Origin of the sequence: Streptomyces longispororuber, assembly GCF_024448165.1 — a bacterium.
GTDB classification, from domain to species: domain Bacteria; phylum Actinomycetota; class Actinomycetes; order Streptomycetales; family Streptomycetaceae; genus Streptomyces; species Streptomyces longispororuber_A.
On record NZ_JAMOLN010000031.1, the window covers coordinates 1 to 19,661 of the forward strand.

General features: G+C 67.8%; 10 protein-coding genes and 1 pseudogene. 4 read left to right on the plus strand and 7 right to left on the minus strand.

The annotated features are described in order from the left end of the window. The first annotated feature begins 2 nt into the window (after nt 1–2). Complete coding sequence (locus tag M4J07_RS11710; protein ID WP_255970732.1) at nt 3–2,030, plus strand: APC family permease; 2,028 nt, start codon at nt 3–5, stop codon at nt 2,028–2,030. Between the two features lie 131 nt (nt 2,031–2,161). Further along, the gene (locus M4J07_RS11715) at nt 2,162–3,490 is read left to right on the plus strand and encodes a class I SAM-dependent RNA methyltransferase (protein ID WP_255970734.1); all 1,329 of its coding nucleotides are present in this window, start codon (nt 2,162–2,164) and stop codon (nt 3,488–3,490) included. Nucleotides 3,491–3,595: 105 nt separating this feature from the next. On the opposite strand, the gene M4J07_RS11720 is transcribed toward M4J07_RS11715, so the two are convergent. The 7 genes from M4J07_RS11720 to M4J07_RS11755 form a co-directional block, all read right to left on the minus strand. Next, entirely contained in the window at nt 3,596–5,752 is a 2,157-nt protein-coding gene (locus M4J07_RS11720) for a DEAD/DEAH box helicase (RefSeq protein ID WP_255970736.1), read from the minus strand. Further along, complete coding sequence (gene brxD / locus M4J07_RS11725) at nt 5,752–7,077, minus strand: BREX system ATP-binding protein BrxD (protein ID WP_255970738.1); 1,326 nt, start codon at nt 7,075–7,077, stop codon at nt 5,752–5,754. Before brxD ends, M4J07_RS11720 begins: the two co-directional genes overlap by 1 nt. A 46-nt stretch (nt 7,078–7,123) precedes the next feature. Continuing rightward, on the minus strand, nt 7,124–8,872 hold the full coding sequence (locus M4J07_RS11730) for an AIPR family protein (protein ID WP_255970740.1): 1,749 nt from the start codon (nt 8,870–8,872) through the stop codon (nt 7,124–7,126). 42 nt (nt 8,873–8,914) lie between these two features. Next, nucleotides 8,915–11,827, minus strand: a complete 2,913-nt coding sequence (gene pglZ, locus M4J07_RS11735; RefSeq protein WP_255970742.1) for a BREX-2 system phosphatase PglZ — start codon at nt 11,825–11,827, stop codon at nt 8,915–8,917. After that, on the minus strand, nt 11,824–15,714 hold the full coding sequence (pglY, locus tag M4J07_RS11740) for a BREX-2 system ATPase PglY (RefSeq protein WP_255970744.1): 3,891 nt from the start codon (nt 15,712–15,714) through the stop codon (nt 11,824–11,826). The genes pglZ and pglY overlap by 4 nt, the downstream gene beginning before the upstream one ends. Nucleotides 15,715–15,806: 92 nt before the next feature. Next, nucleotides 15,807–17,705: a DUF2075 domain-containing protein gene (locus tag M4J07_RS11745; RefSeq protein WP_255970746.1), complete on the minus strand. Its 1,899-nt coding sequence runs from the start codon at nt 17,703–17,705 to the stop codon at nt 15,807–15,809. Nucleotides 17,706–18,120: 415 nt separating this feature from the next. Continuing rightward, a complete protein-coding gene (locus tag M4J07_RS11755) occupies nt 18,121–18,378 on the minus strand; it encodes a hypothetical protein (RefSeq protein WP_255970750.1) in 258 nt (85 codons plus the stop codon). A gap of 196 nt (nt 18,379–18,574) precedes the next feature. Here M4J07_RS11755 and M4J07_RS11760 point away from each other — a divergent pair. Together M4J07_RS11760 and M4J07_RS11765 are read left to right on the plus strand one after the other, a co-directional pair. Continuing rightward, nucleotides 18,575–19,420 (plus strand): annotated as a pseudogene (locus M4J07_RS11760) (helix-turn-helix domain-containing protein). After that, entirely contained in the window at nt 19,402–19,611 is a 210-nt protein-coding gene (locus M4J07_RS11765; RefSeq protein WP_255970752.1) for a DUF397 domain-containing protein, read from the plus strand. Before M4J07_RS11760 ends, M4J07_RS11765 begins: the two are co-directional and overlap by 19 nt. Nucleotides 19,612–19,661: the final 50 nt, after the last annotated feature.

Genomic DNA, 19,661 nt, shown 5'->3' on the forward strand with positions numbered 1-19,661 from the left:
ACGTGCCCAAACGGATCTTGATCGGGCGCGCTCTGCGCAGTGATCGGCTCGGAGAAACGCTCCTGCCGAAGCGCATCGCACTCCCCGTTTTCGCCTCCGACGCCCTGTCCTCCGTCGCCTACGCGCCCGGTGAGGTCCTGCTCGTCCTGTCCGTCGCGGGTGTGTCGGCCTACCACTTCAGCCCGTGGATCGCCCTGGCCGTCGTGGTGGTCATGTTCACCGTGGTGGCGTCGTACCGGCAGAACGTGCACGCCTACCCCAGCGGCGGCGGCGACTACGAGGTCGCCAACACCAACCTCGGCCCCAAGGCGGGCCTGACGGTCGCCAGCGCGCTGCTCGTGGACTACGTCCTCACCGTCGCCGTCTCCATCACCTCCGGCATCGAGAACCTGGGCTCGGCGATCCCGTTCGTGGTCGAGCACAAGGTGCTGTGCGCCGTCGCGGTGATCCTGCTGCTGACGCTGATGAACCTGCGCGGCGTCAAGGAGTCCGGATCGCTCTTCGCGATCCCGACGTACGTGTTCGTCGTGGGCGTCTTCATCATGATCGCGTGGGGCGCCTTCCGTGCCCTCGTGCTCGGCGACACCATGCGCGCGCCCACCGCGGACTTCCACATCGAGGCAGAGCACCAGGGTCTCGCGGGCTTCGCCCTCGTCTTCCTGCTGCTGCGCGCCTTCTCCTCCGGCTGTGCCGCGCTCACCGGCGTCGAGGCCGTCTCCAACGGCGTCCCGGCCTTCCGCAAGCCCAAGTCCAAGAACGCGGCGACCACGCTGGCGATGATGGGCGTGCTCGCCATCACCATGCTCGTCGGCATCATCGCCCTCGCCCTGGTCACCAAGGTCCGGATGGCCGAGAACCCGGGGCACGACCTGCTGAAGGGCGGCGTGCCGGTCGGCTCCGGCTACGTGCAGGACCCGGTCATCACACAGGTCGCCGAGGCCGTCTTCGGCAACGGCAGCTTCCTGTTCATCGTGCTCGCCGCGGCCACCGCCCTGGTGCTGTTCCTCGCGGCGAACACGGCGTACAACGGCTTCCCGGTGCTCGGCTCGATCCTCGCCCAGGACCGCTACCTGCCGCGCCAGCTGCACACCCGCGGCGACCGCCTCGCCTTCTCCAACGGCATCGTCCTGCTCGCCGGCGCCGCCGCGATGCTCGTCGTCATCTACGGCGCCGACTCGACCCGGCTGATCCAGCTCTACATCGTCGGCGTGTTCGTGTCCTTCACGCTCAGCCAGACCGGCATGGTCCGCCACTGGAACCGCCACCTGCGCACCGAGAAGAACGCCGACAAGCGCCGCCACATGATCCGCTCCCGCGCGATCAACGCCTTCGGCGGCTTCCTGACCGGCCTGGTCCTCGTGGTCGTCCTCGTCACCAAGTTCACGCACGGTGCCTGGGTCGCGCTGCTCGGCATGTGCATCTTCTACGCGACGATGACCGCGATCCGTAAGCACTACGACCGGGTCGCCGAGGAGATCGCCGCGCCGGAGACGCCGTCCGACGACAGCGTCCGCCCGTCCCGCGTCCACTCGATCGTCCTCGTCTCGAAGATCCACCGGCCGACGCTGCGCGCCCTCGCCTACGCGAAGCTCATGCGCACGGACACGCTCGAGGCACTCAGCGTCAACGTCGACCCGGTCGAGACGAAGGCCCTGCGGGAGGAGTGGGAGCGCCGCGGCGTCGACGTGCCGCTCAAGGTCCTCGACTCGCCCTACCGCGAGATCACCCGGCCGATCATCGAGTACGTGAAGGGCCTGCGCCGCGAGTCCCCGCGCGACGCGGTCAGCGTGATCATCCCCGAGTACGTGGTCGGCCACTGGTACGAGCACCTGCTGCACAACCAGAGCGCGCTGCGCCTCAAGGGCCGCCTGCTCTTCACGCCCGGGATCATGGTCACCTCCGTGCCCTACCAGCTGGAGTCCTCCGAGGCCGCCAAGAAGCGGGCCCGCAGGCGCTCCGAGTGGAGCGCGCCGGGTGCCGTGCGCCGGGGTCCGGTGGAGAAGCGCTCCAAGGAGCCCAGCAACAAGTAGCCGCGACGCAGCTTGATGAGCGACACGGTCCTGGTGAGCGGCCGGGCGACAGCCACGTAGACTGGTGGGCTGTTGTCCGGCCGCTCTCAGCTTTCCGGCCGTTTTCCCCTTGAGGTAGTGGAGCCCCCGCCATGCAGGCAGAACCGAAGACGTCACTGGTGGGGCAGGAGTACGAGGTCGAGGTCGGCCCCGTCGCGCACGGCGGCCACTGCATCGCGCGGACGTCGGAGGGCCAGGTCCTGTTCGTCCGGCACACGCTGCCCGGCGAGCGGGTCGTGGCCCGGGTGACCGAGGGCGAGGAGGGCGCGCGCTTCCTGCGGGCCGACGCCGTGCAGATCCTCGACGCCGCCAAGGACCGCGTCGAGGCCCCGTGCCCGTACGCCGGTCCCGGCCGCTGTGGCGGCTGCGACTGGCAGCACGCCAAGCCCGGTGCCCAGCGCCGTCTCAAGGGCGAGGTCATCGCCGAGCAGCTGCAGCGCCTCGCCGGCCTCACGCCCGAGGAGGCCGGCTGGGACGGCACGGTCATGCCGGCCGACGGCGACAAGCTCCCGGCGGGCGAGGTGCCGCAGTGGCGCACCCGCGTCCAGTACGCGGTCGACGCCGACGGCAACGCGGGCCTGCGCCGCCACCGCTCCCACGAGGTCGAGCCCGTCGAGCACTGCATGATCGCGGCCGAGGGCGTGTCCGAGCTGGGCATCGAGAAGCGCGACTGGTCCGGCATGGAGTCGGTCGAGGCAATCGCGGCGAGCGGCTCCCAGGACCGTCAGGTGATCCTGACCCCGAAGCCGGGCGCGCGGCTGCCCATCGTGGAGCTCGACAAGCCGGTGTCCGTGATGCGGGTGGGCGAGAAGGACGGCGGCGTGCACCGCGTGCACGGCCGGCCGTTCGTGCGCGAGCGCGCCGACGACCGCACGTACCGCGTCGGCAGCGGCGGTTTCTGGCAGGTCCACCCGAAGGCGGCGGACACGCTCATGCGCGCCGTCATGCAGGGCCTGCTGCCCCGCAAGGGCGACACGGCCCTCGACCTGTACTGCGGCGTCGGCCTCTTCGCGGGCGCGCTCGCGGACCGCATCGGCGAGAAGGGCGCGGTCCTCGGCATCGAGTCCGGCAAGCGCGCGGTGGAGGACGCCCGGCACAACCTGGCCTCTTTCGACCGCGTCCGGATCGAGCAGGGCAAGGTCGAGGCGGTGCTGCCGCGCACCGGCATCACCGAGGCCGACCTGATCGTCCTGGACCCGCCGCGCGCGGGCGCCGGCAAGAAGACGGTCGCCCACCTCACCACGCTGGGCGCCCGCCGCATCGCCTACGTGGCCTGCGACCCCGCCGCGCTGGCGCGGGACCTGGGGTACTTCCGGGAGGGCGGGTACCGGGTGCGGACGCTTCGGGCGTTCGATCTGTTTCCGATGACGCATCACGTGGAGTGTGTGGCGGTGCTTGAGCCGGTCGCGAAGGGTGCCTGACCTACTGCTTCATGTCTAGCCGCAATAGCGCAACCAGCGGTGAAATACACCGCAGCGGTCCAGATCTCTGATTTCTCTGTGCGGCAGGCGCAGATCGAACGTCCTTCAGGGGTTCGGCCTGGCGGAGAAGTGTTTTGGTTCCGACAAGACAGCGCGGGCGCCGTCGAAATCGGCGAGTCTCGCTGCGAGCGTGGTAATGGCCAGTCGATGGGGGAGGGCGGCCGAGAACTTGAGCCCGCGCACGGCACGCTGGTCGACGTCAGGGAGTACGAGTGCCGGTCCGTCCTGCGCAGCTTCGAGCGCGGTGCGCCACATCCTCGGGTCGAGGTCCTCTCGCAGTCGCAGATAGCAGTCCGTGGGACGCTGAACCGGATCGGCGATCGACGACAGTGTTGCGCCCAACGTGGCGTTGGCACGGTAACCCGCCCATGTCCACCAGCGGACATCGTTTCCGCGCCGAGCCACCAACGTCCCACCAGGATGAACCAGATGGGGAGCTTCCTCGTCACGCCATTCTTGGAGGCAGACCTTGGCGCGTCGGGTCAGGGAGGCTTGCGGGTCGGCGCCGAGGAGGACATCCCGCATCGCGCGTGCCAGCGCGTACGAAAGTCCGACGAGGGCGCCTCCCGACCACTTGGCGACCCCGCCGCTCTCAACCGACTCCACGAAGACCCGTTTCCGTCCCCAGTCGATGAACGTCACCTGCCAACTGCGGCCAGCCAACAGGAGGCGTCGTGGGCCTGGACGCTCCTCGGTCAGCACGGACGGATCCATGCGGCCGATCTCGGTGCGTCCGGACAGTACGGTGAACTGCGGGGGCGCGGTGAAGGAGGCGGTCAGCTCGATGAAGTGCCTCCGCCCGAAGCGGTGCTCGGCCTCCGGGCCGATGAACAGCATGCCGCCGTCGGTGTCCAGAAAGCCCTGTGCCCGCAGATGACGCAGGATGGGAGCGGCCGAACGGTCGAAGGGCGCGAGACCGTTCCACTGTTCCGGCCAGAGTTGGTCGCCCAGCTTGTGTTCCTGCAGTGTGGTGGCGAGCAGTTGCTGGGCGACGAGGTGACGTGGCTCGGGCGGTGGGACAACCGGTTCGACCCAGCCCCGGCCCCAGAGGAGCAGGAGCCCGGCAGCTTGCAGCAGGGTGTCTTTCTCCGTTGCCAGGAACAGGCAGTTGCGGGCACTTCCTGCACGGCGCCCGGTGCGGCCGACGCGCTGGAGGAACGAGGCGACGGTCCCAGGCGAATCGATTTGGACGACGCGATCCAGGTCGCCGACGTCGATGCCCAGTTCCAGGGTGGAGGTGGCGACGATGACGCAGTCGCGCGCCTCGGCGAAAGCCTGCTCGGACCGGGCCCGTTCGTCGGCAGAGAGCGAAGCATGTGACAAGAACACCGTGACGTCGCGCGCCCGGAGTGCGGCCCCGAGTTCCTCGACCTGCCGTCGCGAGTCACAGAACACCAGTCGTTTCTCGCCCTTGTGCAGGGCTGAAAGAATCTTCGCCGCGTTGGAAAGGGAGCCCACGTAGTCGAGTTCGATGTCTCCGGGTGGGGGCCCGGCGACACCGGCCGTCGGCACGTGTCCGGAAGGATTTGTAAGCCCTGGGGCGACGACTCGGCCCAGGCGTCGGCCGGAGCCCGACCCTTGTAGCCAGGTGAGCAGTTCGTGCGGATTCCCGATGGTCGCTGACAAGCCGATCCGCTGAATCGGCCGCTCCGTTACCCGCTGCAGACGCTCGAGCACTGCCAGGAGATGCCAGCCTCGGTCGTCGCTGGCGAATGCGTGCACCTCGTCGACGACGACGGCACGGATTCCGCCCAACAGGTGCGCGTGGTCGGTCTTTACACCGATCAGCATGGCTTCCAGAGACTCAGGCGTCGTCAGAAGGATGTCAGGCCTGTTGGTACGGATCCTCTGGCGCTGTAACTCCTTCGTGTCTCCATGCCATAGTGCCGCGCTGCGTCCGAGCCACTGCGCGTATCCGTCGATGCGGGTTACCAGATTGTTGAGAAGCGCTTTGAGCGGACAGAGGTAGAGAATCGATGTGCCGGTCCATCCCTGGGCGGACATGGCAGAGAGGACCGGAAAACAGGCTGCCTCGGTCTTGCCGCCGGCGGTGGGCGCGAGCAGCACGACGTCCTCACCGTCCATCACTGGGTCGATCGCAGCCCGTTGCAGGGGCCGCAGATCTGGCCAGCCGAGCGTGTTGACGACGTGGTGCAAGATAACGGGATCCAGCCGGTCGACGGGATCGGCGGTCGGCTCCATCACAGCTCCAAGTCGATGTCGTCGGCCGACGGCGATCCCGCCAGGTTCCGCTCTACATCGGTGAGTTCACTTCCACCAACCGTGAGTCGGTAGTGTTGCCGTGGGTCGAAATCCGGGAACTGGTCGATGCGGTCTAGGACATCGCCGACCAGTTTCTTGAGAAAGAGCCGGGGCGCGACCCCTACCTTGCCGCCGAGGGCTCCGCCCACCGCGCGGGCGAGATCGGCGACATAAGCGTCGTCCGCCAGAACTTTGATCCGGTCGGGGGAGTCTGCTCCGGACGCGTAGAGATCCCGGATGGTTATTCCGAGGTCTGTCAGCGACTCCAGGGTGAATCCGGGCAGGCGCAGCTGGATCGCCCGCGGATTGTCGAAGCGGAGATCGGTCGTGAAGTCGGTGGCGAGTCGTTGGGCGAGCGGCGGGAGTCGCTGCACGCCCTGCTGGCCGTCGTAGAAGGCGGGTGTGCCGGTGATGACCAGATAGAGGCCGGGGAACCGTCCCGAGTGGACTTCGTCGATCAGCTGGCGCAGCGCGTTGAGTGCCTTGTCTCGGGCATCAGACCGCACTCGTTGGAGGGTTTCGACCTCGTCCAGTACGACGAACAGCCCTCGGTGGCCGGAGTCCCGCAGGACGGTGAGCAACCCCTGCAAGAAGCCGAGAGCCCCGAAGTGGTCCAGGTTGCCGCGTACCCCCGCGGAACGGCGCGCCGTAGCCGCCACATGGGGCTGGCCGCCGAGCCAGGCGAGGATGGCCGCTGCCGTTGTCTCGTCGCCGTCGGCGAGTCCGGCCCGGTAGCCGCGCAGTGCTGTCGCGAAGGATGGTGCGTGCCGGGAAACTTCGGTAAGACGGGCGGTCAGCAGTTCCTCCACCGCGCCGCTGAGGTCGTCCTCGTCGGCACCGGCCGCGAGAGCGTCCTCCTCCAGGGCGTAGAACCATGCGTCCACCACGGGCCGCAAGGCACTAGGTGGAAAGCTTGAGGTGGACAGCTGCTCGGTGAGGCGCCGGTAGACGGTCTCCAGCTTGTGCAGCGGGGTTTCTGTCTCCGAGATCTGGATCTCGGAGACGGCGAAGTTGCGCTGCTTGGCACGCTCTCCGAGCCAGCGGGTGAAGAACGTCTTGCCGGATCCGTACTCACCTCGCACCGCTTTGAAGACCGAGGCACCCGAGGCGACCGCGTCGAGTTCCGCGTCGAGCGCGGACTCGAAACGGTCGAGGCCGGTGGCAAGAAGGTCCAGGCCGCTCTCGGGCACTGCACCGCGCCGGAGGGCGTCGAGGGCGGTGCGCCGCCGGGCGGCGGAGACGGGAGAAGGGCGAGGGTCGATCACTCGTTCATTGTCCCATCTGCGCCGGGCGGAGACCGGTCCTCTGGGGTCACCTGCGGCGGTGGCTGCCGTATCCGAGGTTGGTCGTGAGGTAGGAGACGAATTCGCTGCTCTTCGCGGTCTTGTCGGCCCCCGACCGGTTCTCCCGCTGGAACTTCTCGAACTGCTCCTGAAGAGACGACCACAAGGACTCGAGGCGGGTGCCGCTCGGAAAGACGTCTTCCCGAGCGGCGTTGTCCAGGGCCTCCGGCTTGCTGAACACGCGGCCCACGAGGTCGACGGCACCGAGCATGGCGAGGTGGAAGTGGAGGTTCGTGTGCAGTGAGCGTGAGATGGGATCCGATGTGGACTGCAGGAACTCGTCCACCTGGCGTTGCGCCTTGGCCAGCCACAGGTAGACGGGGAGTTCCGTCTTCGCCGAGAAGACGCGCCGGTAGTCGCCGTCGGACTTCAGCAGGCTCGAGGGGCGGGCGCGGGCATAGTCGGGCTGGCCAAGCGCCATGGCCATCACGGACTGCGCCAGCAGGGGAATGCTGACGATACGGTCGGCCGGCTTGCCCTGGTTCCGATAGAAGTTCTTGCGCCGGTCGTAGAACCAGTCGTGTTCCAGGAAGTACGACTCGATCTGGCGTTGAATGTCGTCTGTGGCCCGGAGAGAGGCGACCGGCACGCTCGTCTGCCGGTTGGTGGCGCGGATGACGGAGTCCCTGGCGGCCTGGTCCACGGTGACGAGAATGCGCACCTGCACGAGCCTGTCGAAGACGGGATCGGCCGGATCGGCCAAATAGAGGTCGTACAGCGTCTCGTGGAGGGTGTACGACGTCTGGAGACCGTTGACTATCTGCACGTCGGAGAGGCTGAGCCGCTTTCCGACGGAGGTCGCCTGCGAGCACACGATGGTGATGCCGTTGTTGAGCCACCAGAACTCCGGTGCCTCGGGGTTCTGGAGAGATGCCGTGATCTCCCGGTTCACCTCGACGTTGCCCTGATAGTCACGGACGTTCCAGTCGAAGATGTGAGATTTGATCGCCCCGCTCTCGTGGCTGAGGAAGTCGAGGTACTCGCCCAGCCCGACGAGCGCGATGTGGCTCGTGCCGTGGGTGATGCTCTCCCTGTAGGGCAGTTCCAGCGTGTACGAGGGGAGAGTGCTGGCACGCTGCCAGAGTTCCGAGGGGCCGAGGAACTCGACCTCGCCCGTAGAGATCGCGAAGGCTTTGGTGAACTGTGTCTCCAGGATCTTGGCTTTCGCCTGAACTTTGGGGTGCACCTCACTCGCCTCGCCGCGCGTCACGTACGAGAACTTGATGAGTACGGTCGGGTGCCGGGTGAGGAGCCGTGTCAACGCCGTTCTGAAAAGTCTGAAGCGGGCGAGGAGATCGGCGGTGTACAGCACCCCGACGGTGTCCTCGTCGACCTCCATGTTCAGCAGGTTCGCGCAGGTGGACGCCGCCTTGTCCAGAGCCGTTTCGGAGAAACCGGCGCTGGTCTTGGCCTGGATCAGCCAGAGCGTCAGCTGGCTGCCCTGCTCCACGTTGGAGACAGAGGAGTGCGGCTGGAAGATCTCGCTGTCCTCGTGCAGGAGCCGACCACCGAGGAAGACATAGGCCCCGTCGATGCCGCCGTCGTTGGCGCCTCCGATCACGCCGGCCTCGATCTCCTCCTCCGAGAGGCCGAAGCCGTGCAGCGCGTGTTCGCTCGCGAACCTCTCGAAGGCCGCGTCGAACGACAGAGGGACGGATCGAGTGGTGCGGCGCTCCTCGATCATCTGGTTGATTAACACACGGTCGTTGGCGCTCATGGCTCCTGGCTCATCGGTGGTGGTGTGGCGGCACGGGGAGAGTCAGCCCAGGTCGAACTGCATGCGGAGCAAGGAAAGATCGAGGCGAACGGTCCGCCCGTCCGGCAGTGTTTCCAGGACTTGCACTCCGTCGTAATTGAGGAGTTGGCGCAGGATCGCGGCGAAGCCATCCGCACGCGTCACCGGGTAGGACACGCGCTGCGCCAGCGCGGACACCGGCAGCGTGCCCCCGGCGTCGAGCAGGGCCCGAATTGCCCCTTTGACCTTGTCCATGGGCGGCTTTCGGGCGAGCAAGCCGGTCTGCCCTTGGAAGGCCTCTGAAGCGAAGAGAGCCGAGATGAGGGTGTCGTCGTGACCGACGAGGGTGGTGGTCACCAGTGTCCCCTCAGCATCGGGCGACGGGACCACTGTGACCTCGAACAACGAGTCGTGTGTACGGGCCACTTGGGCCTGAGCGTGGATCCGGGCCTTTGTCGGCTTCTGCCGCTTTGCTGGAGCTGCCGTGGCTTTCGGGGCGGGCGGCACATTGACAGGGGGAGGCGTGGAATCCTCCAGCAGCCACCAGGCCGGCCGCTGATCCGCAAGCTCCCGCCAGGCCGGAGGAGGGGTTGCTCCGAACGGCAGGAAGGCCAGCACCGGAATCGTGAACTCGGCGAGGGACGCACCACCGTGGTATCCAGCCTTGCGGGCCGTGTACCGCGAGTCGGCGTCCCACAGTGCGACGATCGATCCACCGGGCTCCGGCGCGATGACCCTATGGCCGTGCAGTGCGACCTCCGTCGTGCCCACCTCGCCGCCTGGTGCCCGGTGACGGGCGGACTGCGGTGAGCCGGTGTCCACCTTCGCCCCGCGCCGGTCCACGACATGCCCGTGGTCGCTGGTGACGATCACCGCCATCCCCTGCGAGGCGGCGATGCGCAGCAGATCCTGAAGGCCCGGGATGTACCCGGCCTGCCAGGTTCCGTCGCCCAGCTTCTGCTCCTTGGCGAGTCGGTCGTCGATCGCGTTGAGAACCACAGCCACATGTGTGCGGCCATCCATGAGCGCTTCGGTGAGCGAGGGGCCGAACGTGTCTCCCGCGCTGTCGGCTCGCAGGTCGTCCTTGTGGAAAACGGCCGCCGACGCCCCGCCCCAGAGCGGCAGAGCGGGGAACGACTGTGCCTCGTCCTTTTGCGATCCCTGCGTCAGCTTGCCTGCGAACAGCGAAGTACGGGAAACGGACGTGAGCGTGGGAAGAGCCGCCGCCATGGCGCGGCGGAGCGGAGCGCTCTGGGCGGCCAACGGATCGAACTCGGCCCAGGTGGAGCGCAGTTCATCGCCCAGCTCGGTGGCGATGGCCGCACTCATCCCATCGAGGACGATCAGCAGAACGCGTCGGTTGGGGGAGCTGTGGACCACAGGCTTCACCACCCGGTCCAGGAACGTCTCCACCGTCAGCATTCCACCGGGATCGGTGCCGGCCGCGGTCCAGATCGCCAGGACGCGCACGAATTCACGGTCGATCTCGTGGCGTCGCTCACGTACGCGCACGGCCAGTGCGTCGTACGCAGTCCTCAGCCGGTCGTCGGAATCCCCGCCCGCCTCGATGTGTTCCAGGGCGCGATCCACCCAAGCGGTCTCTTTGAGGTGGCGCTCTATGGCTCCGCCCACGTGGGACGTCTCGGTCTGCGGCTCGGTGGCCAGCCACCGGACGAGCCGCTGGGCCATGCGGGTCCGCTCGATCCGCGACTCAACCTCCGGCTCTTGTGCACGCCGGTGCCCGCTCAAGGAACGCACGGCGGCGTCGAGCGCTCCCGGCTCACCGGCTGTCAGAGCCTCCCCGACAGCCGTGAACCTGGCGTCCAGACCCGCTGACAGAAGCGGACTGGTCCTTGCGGCGGCTTCCGCGCCGAACTGGCGGACCAACAGCGAGGCACGCTCCAGCACTGTGTCGCTGGTCCGGCGGGCCTCGCGGGCCGTCTCTGAGCCTGTCGCACGTTCCCTGGCGGCTGCGGCCAGCAGTGTGCCTACATAGTCTTCCGAAGCCCGGCCGAAGGCGGTCACCATGGCGTCGAGCTGCTCCCCCTGGGCTGAAGGGCGCTCTCCGAACCAGCGCTCCGCGCGACCGCGTGCCGTGTAAACGGCGGCGTCCGGTTCGCCATGGCACCAGAGCACGGCGCAGACGAGTCCGAAGGCCACTGCGTCCGGCCCGTGCTCGGCCTCGACGAGGTCCAGAAGCGCTCGCCCCGCGAGTCCGGCGCGGTCGTCCTCGCCGAGGAACTGCGCCAGACCGCCGCGTTCGGGGCCGCGGAGCGCTAGGAAGTGCTCGGGACGTCCTGGGAGCAGGGACCAGCCCAACAGCGCGTGGGTGTCGAGGCGATCGGCGGAGTTGGTGTGGTCCTGACGTGCCGCCTCGTCCTCGTAACCGCCCAGCCTCAGGCGGCGCAACGCCAGCGCGGACAAGGCTGTGCCGCGCGACAGGATGCCGCCTCCCAGCCGGGGCCAGCCACCTCTCGGCGGCGCCGCGTCAAGTAGGGCCTCCGCAGCCCACTTGTCGTCCCTGAGCCGCTGGTCGACCTGATGTGCTCCGAACGCGTCCCGCACCACGTCCCAGCTGTCCACCGTGTCGATGCGCTTCTTGTGGGCACGGGCCAGGATGGCGGGGTCGAGCTCGTTCTGTTCGCGATCCGTCAGGACGACGAGCAGGGCGGGGCCGGTCGCCGTGTCCGACAGGTGGCCGAGCAGTAGTTCGTGCACGGCGAGTGGGGAGGGTGCCGCCACGATCCGCGTCGAGAGGCCGTCACCCCAGACGTGTTCGGCGGGCCCCTCCCACTGCGGTGCGGAGCGCAGCAGCACCGCCCTTCGCTGGTCCAGGCCCGCCAGAGTGTCGGCGAGAGAGCTCTGGGTCGTCAGGTACTGGGCGATCGTCGCGAGGTTCAGCCGCACGGCCACCCTGCTGGGCGCGGCCGTGCTCATCCTTCGACGGCCTTCCAAGTGATCTCGATCTCGATGCCGGGTTCGTGTGCCGCCAACTCGGCAATCTGCGACTGGAGTTCGGCCACTGCTCTGGAAGCGGTCGTCCGTCCGCCGCCGGAGCGCTTCACTCGTCCCCTTGCCGACGCGCCCGCGCCCGACGCCTGTGCGGGGATGGTCGGATGACTCGTCCGGGTGTCGAGGGGCACGTCATCGGGCCGTGGGGGCAGGGGAGAGGGCGACGGGTTCAGCGTCGCGCGGTTGCGCTTGACCAGCGCAAGCACCTCGCGCTGTGTTCCGACCAGGGCCTCCTTGAGATTGTTGGTCCGCTGGTCGCTCTGCGCGGCGTTGCGCAGGGACTCAAGGAGGGCCTCTCCCTCCGGCCCCTCAGAGGTGGCCAGGTCGAGGGTGGTCCAGGACGCCGAATCCAGCGCCTGCGCCACCACACGGGCCTGCGTGATGGAGGTTCCGAACCGATCGGCGCCGACCTGGCCGAAGTCGAAGGCAGCCAGGGTCTCGACGGTCTTCCGGGCCCCGGCAGCGCCCTGACCGGCCGAGCGCGTCAGCTCCTGGAGCAGTTCGACCGCCCGCCGCGCGAGGGCGAGGCGCCCGCCCTCGGCGGTTTCGTCGAGCTGGAGGAAGCTGGAGTGCCGCTCCAGCTGGGTCACCAGCTCGCGGGCCGCCTCGAGGTGGGCGCCCGCCTGCTGGGCGATCTGCCGGGCGATCTGGTTGACCATGCGACCGCGTCGCAGGGTGGGGGCAGGATCGCCGAAGACCGTGGAGAAACGCTCGCGAGCGGCCGCCCAGTCCTCCTCGGACGGCAGCGGCTGGCTGCGCAGCGCGTCATGGTCCTTGATCTCGTTCAGTTGAGGCGCTGGGTCGAGTGGCGTGCCCGCGCGTACCCACACCCGGTCGTCCATCTCCGCGAACGAGGCCACGACGAGGCGGGCGAGGAAGACCGGCAGGCCGCGCGGTGTCGGCCGGTCCGTCCAGTCGGTGAGGGTGATCAGGCTGAGGTCTCCGGTCACGCCCTGCCCCCTGGCGAGCTGCCGGAAGTGATCGGCCCAGTACTCCGACACCTCGAAGTACGCCTCCTTCTGCTGCCCAAGGCGCAGCGGAGCAGCTACGCGGCGCATCAGGTTCCGGTCGGGGGCGGTGACTTCGACGCGTCCGTCACGGGCCTCGGCGGCGGCTTGTACGTGCGTGAAGACCTTCTTGGCGTCGGCAGCCTTGACGACGGTGCCGGTGCCTTCGGGATCGAGGTTCGGGTGGTCCGGGTACTGGCTCGCGAGCAGCTTGCCGGCGATGTGCCGGATGCCTTCCCGCAGCGACTGGCCGAAGGACAGCGTCAGCCCATCGACCTCGCGCAGCGACTGCAGATGGTCGCCGAAGCCGAGTTCCACATCGGTGGCTTTCTTGTCGGCGAGGCCGTACGCCTGCTTGAAGGCCGCCTTCACGTTCTTGAGCAGCGACTCCCGCTGCGTCTCCAGGAGCCCCTTCGCACGGGCGCGGTTGTCGGGGCTCAGGTGGCTCGCGTACTGGCCATCGAACCGCTGGCTGTCGGACAGGGCCTTGTCGATGACGACGAGGCGACGGAAGTCGGCGTACCGCTGGCTGGAGAGGTGGGTGGGCAGCCAGGCGACGCTGCGGGACGGCTCGCCCTGCCGCTCGCGCAGCCGCTGCATCCGGATGGCGTCCTCGCGCGGGCCCCATTCGCTCTCGTCGAAGGGGAGGTCGATCACGAGCCGCCAGTGCCCGTCCTGCTGAGGCATGAGGTCGTGGTCCGGCAGCTCGTCCACGTCGGCGACGTTGCCGAACACCACCTCGACACTGCGCTCCGTGCCTCGCCACGCGAAGTGCAGCTGGTTGATCAACTGGTCCTGATCGACGCTCAGTTCCTCGACGAGAAGCCGCTTCGCGAGGGCCTCGCGGTTACCGGGGTTGTCGTTGACGTTGGCGTTGGCGATCACTGAGTCGACGTCGACGCCGGACAGTTCGAGCCGGACGCCCGGGTTGGCCTCGGTGCCGGTCTCCTTGATCTCCGGGAAGCGGCCCGCCCACTCGGCCACCTTGTTCTTCAGGATGCCGTATTCGCGGCCCGGGATCGGAGCTGTCACCGAGCCGTAGTTGAGCGCGGACAGACGGCGGATGGTCAGATCGGAAAGGGCCGGGACGCTCGGCGCGAGCGCCGAGAGCAGCAGTGTGCCGACGATGCGGTTGTCACCGATGAACTGATTGATACGTGTGAGCAGGTCCGGGTCGGTGATGCTGTCGGGCCGGTTGGCGTACTGCTCGATGACCTCCTCCGACACGTTGTGCGTCAGGAGGAGGTAGGGCCGCAGCTTCGTCCGGTACAGCTTGTCGGCTGCCTCGAATACCACTTTCAAGCTGTCGGTGAACGGCTTGTCGCCGCCCGCCGTGATCAGCGGATACAGATCGCCGACCGGTATCAGGTCGCCAAGGCGTAACTCGGCCCGGTGCTCGGCGAGCAGCTGCCCCATGAGCTTCATGCCGGTCCGGTTGCGCTGGAGCGCGGACGACACATGTACGAGGGTGTCCATGAAGGCAGGCGAGAAGGGGTACGTCAGCCGGAAGCTCTCCTCGTCCGCGCCGATGCCGTCGGCACCGCGGTCGGAGCCCAGAAGCGTGTCCCACACCTCCTGGCGGATCCTGCGGGTCTTCTCGAACTCCGCATCCACGAGGGCAGCGGCTTCGTTGTCCTTGGGTTTGAGCAGCCGGGCGTGCGCGACCTGCGGAAGGTTGCGGTCCTCGAGCGTGATCTTGTCGAATCGCCCTGAGGCCAGGTTGAGCGTGTCCTGAATGGAAGCCTCGGCCGCCCCCGATACCTCCTCGCCGACCAGCTCGCGCAGGTCACGCTGACGCGCGATGAATGAGATCACCGGTACGGCACGGCGGGCATCGCCGCCCTCTACGAAGTTGGTGATCTTTCCGGCTTCCCGGGCCACGAACTTCTGGTCGTGGATGAGGGTCGCGAGCCACAGGATCAGCTCGTCCATGAAGAGGATCAGTCCGTCGTAACCGAGCGCCTTGGCGTGCTCGGCGATCACGGACAGACCGGCGTCGAGCGAGACGAATCCGTGCTCGTCCTCGGTGGCGTTCTTCGCGAAGCCGGGCAGCAGGTGCGTGCTCGCGTCCTGGACAAGGCGCGCTCGCAGCTCGGCGGGTGTCGACGGGCTGACCAGGTTGAGAGCCTGGCCGCCCTCGTGGATCTCCTCGGCGGCGAGGGCGGTGTCGAGGAGCTGGGGCGTCCAGCCGAACGCTTCGCCCCACTCGTCCTCCTCGTCCGCGGTGCCGTCGCCGCCGTCCGCCGAGGTGAGGCCGCCGATCACCGCCTGGTCGCCCATGCGGGACCGCATCGCGCGGATGTCCTCGAACAAGGCGTCCGTCCGGTACACCTGCGGCGTCGGAGCCTCGGGGTGCAGCTTCTTGACGTGGCTTACGTACCCGCCGAGGATCCGCTGCTCCAGGGCCTTCGCTCCGAGCATGTGGTACGGCACGAGCAGGAATCGCTTCCGCTCCGTGCCGAGCCACTCGTGCTTGGTCAGTACGGGATCTAAGTCCGTCCGTGCACGGGCCGCCGGGGCCCCGCTGAGCAGTGCGTGGAGCACCGCCATGAAGTGCGACTTACCGGAACCGAACGACCCATGGAGGTAGGCGGCCTTCGACGTGTGTCCGTCGAGAGCGGCCCGGATAAGACCGAGCGCCTCGTCAAAGTTCTCCAGCAGTCGCTCCGTGACCACGTAATCTCGGAGAGCGCGTTCGGCGCCCTCCGGGGCCGTCGCCTCCGAGAGCTGGAGGACGAAGTCGGACGTGGATATGGACTCCTTGATGTCGATGACATCCCGGAGTAGGAGCGGCTGTTGGGCCATGAACGATCACTCCCCGACGGGCGGCTGCGCAGGTTCATCCGATCGTATGACTTTCTGCTGTCACCGGATGAACTCTTCTCGCATATGCCCGACTACACGAGGACGTTCGCCTCCGCCCCGGACGCCGGGCTCACGAGCGAGCGCAGCTTGTCGCGCGTCTCCGGGTCCGTCGAGTAGAGAATCGTGCCGACCATGCCCCGAGTCAGCAGCACCTTGTAGGTGTTGCGGATCAACCGGTCGATCTCGCTGTCAGGCGTCGCCTTCGTGAAGATCGGGTCCTTCGACGCTGACCGGTCCACGACCCAACGGTCCGTACGCCACACCAGATCGGGGCCGATGATCACGCCCGACCAGTCGTACTCGAAGCCCTGCGCGGTGTAGACGCAGCCGACCTGTCCAAAACCGTCCGGGTCGTTGGCCCACAAGGGCGCGGGCGGCGCACCGAGGACGGACCGTTCGCCGTACACGTTCCAGGGCCGCGCCCACTGCCCGATGACGACATCGGTGGGCAGCTCGGTCATGCCTGGGGTGACCTTGGTGGTCCATTTCCAGCAGTAGCCGGCCGACATCCGCGCGCCATAGCCGTCCGCCCGGCGGGCGATGAGGAAGTCCTCCAGCTCCTGAGGGCTTTCGGCAGTCCGCAACTCCAGCTTGCCGTCCGGCTCCCACGAGTCGGGTGAGCCGCCCTCAAGCCCGAGCAGGTTGACGACCCACTTCTCGTACGCGTCACTGCCGCCGCACCGGAACTGTCCATCCAGCTCCACGATCGTGCACTCCAGGTCCTGCGCGGCGGCGGCCCGCTGGATCTCCGCTTTGGTGCCCATCTCGCCGGGACGCACCACCTGGTGCTGGTCGAGCAGGAACACCGGCACCCGGGCCGCGTCGATCAGCTCCGCAACCTGCGGGCGGCCGGTACGCAGTTCCGCCTTGGTATAGCGATTGGCGGAGGTCTTGCGCAGCCGGTGGGCCTCGTCGCAGATCAAAACGTCGAGGTCGTTCGGCTCGGCGTCCATGAAGCTGTTGAAGTACATGAACAGCTTCTGCACGGCGGGCTTCCGCGCCCCGGCGACCTTGCGCATGGTCTTGGTGAACGACGCGGAACCGGTGGCGTGCAGGGCGGTCACCCCGCGCCGGTACAGCTCTCCGAGGATCGACAGGGCGACGACGCTCTTGCCGGAACCCGGACCGCCGGTCACCACGACGACCTGCTTGTGGTTGGACCGCTTGGCCTTGCGGACGGCGGACATCACCTTCTCGTAGGCGACCCGCTGCTCGGCGATGAGAATGAACTGCTCGCGGTCGCGGATCTCCGCCGCCGCGAGGGCCATCAGCTGCTTCGAGGGCCGGATCTTGCCGTCGAGCAGCAGGTCCGCCGCCTCCGCGCCGGGCTTCGCGGCGAGCCGCGAGCGCAGGAAGTCCAAAAAGGCGCCGCGCTGTTCGCCGGTGTACAGGCGGCCATGCTGGTTCTCCTCGACGCCCCGCAGGCCCGCGATACGGGTTTCAGCGGCGTTGTGCAGGAACGCGACCCCGGCCAGGGCCTTCGGCATCCGCTCAAGCGCGCCGTTGAACGACAGCAGGTACTCGCAGTAGCCCCGGACCTGTTCGATCGGATTGAGAACAGCCTCCGGGTACGCGTCGATCCGGCACAGCAGCGGCTCGTCCTCCTCCGGGTAGGCCGCACTCCACTGCTTCAGTTCGACGATGACGTATGACGGTTCACCTGTGGTGGGGTGTACGCCCGCGAGTACGGCGTCCGCGCGCTTGCTGGTGAGCGGCAGGCTGTACTCGATGAGGACTTCGACGTCGTCGAGCCCGGCTTCGATGAGGGCATTGACGAGAGCCGGCAGGCTGCGTTCCCAGGACCTGACTTCCGACTGCCCGGCGTTGCGGCCGTGCAGATGGCGGAAGTTCTCGGTCAGATGCAGCGCCAGCGACCCTTCGTGGATGCGAGCGGCCACGGACGCCGCGGACTCACGGAACAGCAAGGACATGCCCCCAGGCAGCACGAAGAAGACTCGTGCGGGTGGGGGCATGTCCTTCGTGGTCCGCCGTGCGCCCTCGCGAGGCGGATCAGGAAGCCCGTCGGGCCGCTGAGATTGGTTCTCGCCATCCTAGGTGAGGGGGTTGATCACGGGGAGGGATCGGTGGGAGTCGGCTATGACGGGCCGTGCCGTTGGTGTCATCTGGGTTGCCTGCTGCGGGCGTTCGCCTCGGAAACGAGGGCGCTCAGTAGCTCAGTGGGGGTGAGGGGACGAATGTGGCCGGGGTCTGCGTCCCATTCGCGGCCACCGGTGAGTGGGCGGAGTTGGATGTACGGCCCCTCGTGGCCCATGACGCGTCCGACGCGGTCGCGTGCGCTGTCGTGGACGGCATCGCCGACGGCGGGGCTGCTGTCGGCGCTCTCCGTCACCCGGAGAGACCCTTCGTGATCACGTCCGCGAGCAGCAGGGCGATGGGGGCTGAGCACACGCCCAAGTGGACGAGGGCGTACTGGGCTTCCGCCTTGCGGTCGTCCGCCCAGGGGGTACGGATGTCCATCGCGGGGAGCTGGATGCCGGCCTGGGAGAGGGCGGTGGCGAGGGCGTCGCGGGCTTGGACGGCTTCCTCGATCTTCGGAGTGTGGGGAGCGTGGAGGAGGTGGGGAGAGTGGGAGGCGGGGTTCATGTGGGTCCTCGTGGGTGCGGCTAGCGGTGAGTGGGGGTGCGGTTCCGCTGATTCCATGACGCTGAGTAGTCCAATCGCTACGAGGATGCGCCGGGCTGTGGGCGACCGGGTTGTGGCCGGGGTGGTGGTTCCCCGTCGCGCGGAGGTGGTTCCACAGGTTCCACGTCGGTCTCGCGAGCGCCCCGGAGGGAGCGGTATGTCGCAACGGAGCGTCCTCACCGGTCGCAGTCAGGAACCCCGTCAGCGGTTCGCGGAGGAGTTGCGGAGGTTGCGGGCCGCTAGCGGAATGAGCCTGCGGGCGCTCGGTGAACGGCTCGGCTGGGACTACTCGTTGTTCGGCAAGATGGAGAAGGGCGAGACGATCGGCAGCCCGTAGTACGTATCCATGCGCTGGATACGTACTACGGGACGCCGGGACTGCTGCTGGCGCTGTGGGAGTTGGCAGCCGGGGACCATACGCAGTTCCGGGAGCGGTACCGGCGGTACATGGCGCTGGAGGCGGAGGCGGGGAGCTTGTGGCACTTCGCGGTGAGCGTGCTGCCGGGGCTATTGCAGACGCCGGGCTATGCGCGTGAGGTGCTCGCGGCGGGCGGGCTCAAGGGGAAGGAACTTGAGCAGCAGGTGGAGGCTCGGATGGGGCGGCGGGAGTTGTTGACGGGGGAGGATGCGCCGCCGTTCCGGACCATCTTGTCGGAGGCGGTGCTGCGGACGCCGTTGCGGGATGTGGGGGAGTGGCGGGGGCAGTTGCAGTATCTGGTGGAGGTTGCGGAGCGTTCGAACCTGAAGATGCAGGTGCTTCCGCTGAGCGCGGGCATGCATGGCCTGGATAGCACCGCACTGATGTTCCTTCGGCTTCCGGGCGGCCTTACCGTTGCGTATACGGAGAACGCACACCGTGGCGAACTCATTGAGGCAGACGGGCCAGTTGAGCGACTTCAGCGTGCGTACGATGCGATGCGCGACATGGCGCTGCCCTCGGCCGAGTCGCTGAAGTCTGTCCTGGCCCTTTTTGGAGGAAGTACCGTGCGAGGCATCGACCTGAGTGCCGCTAGTTGGCGCAAGAGTTCATACAGCAACTCGGATGGTGGCGAGTGCGTCGAGGTGTCCGACGACTTCGCTGGTGTCGTCCCGGTACGGGACAGCAAGGTTCCGCACGGCCCAGCTCTTGTGTTCCAGGCTCCGGGCTGGGTCTCCTTTGTTTCGGCAATCAGCGGCGGGCAGTTGAGTAGCTGAACCTGCAAGACAACGGCCCCGCGATCTGTTGGGATCGCGGGGCCGTTGAC

Coding starts and splice junctions, on each gene's coding strand:
- M4J07_RS11715 (WP_255970734.1), top strand. CDS start 2,162: ATGCAGGCAGAACCGAAGACGTCACTGGTGGGGCAGGAGTACGAGGTC.
- M4J07_RS11720 (WP_255970736.1), bottom strand. CDS start 5,752: ATGGAGCCGACCGCCGATCCCGTCGACCGGCTGGATCCCGTTATCTTG.
- M4J07_RS11730 (WP_255970740.1), bottom strand. CDS start 8,872: ATGAGCGCCAACGACCGTGTGTTAATCAACCAGATGATCGAGGAGCGC.
- pglZ (WP_255970742.1), bottom strand. CDS start 11,827: ATGAGCACGGCCGCGCCCAGCAGGGTGGCCGTGCGGCTGAACCTCGCG.
- pglY (WP_255970744.1), bottom strand. CDS start 15,714: ATGGCCCAACAGCCGCTCCTACTCCGGGATGTCATCGACATCAAGGAG.
- M4J07_RS11745 (WP_255970746.1), bottom strand. CDS start 17,705: ATGTCCTTGCTGTTCCGTGAGTCCGCGGCGTCCGTGGCCGCTCGCATC.
- M4J07_RS11755 (WP_255970750.1), bottom strand. CDS start 18,378: ATGAACCCCGCCTCCCACTCTCCCCACCTCCTCCACGCTCCCCACACT.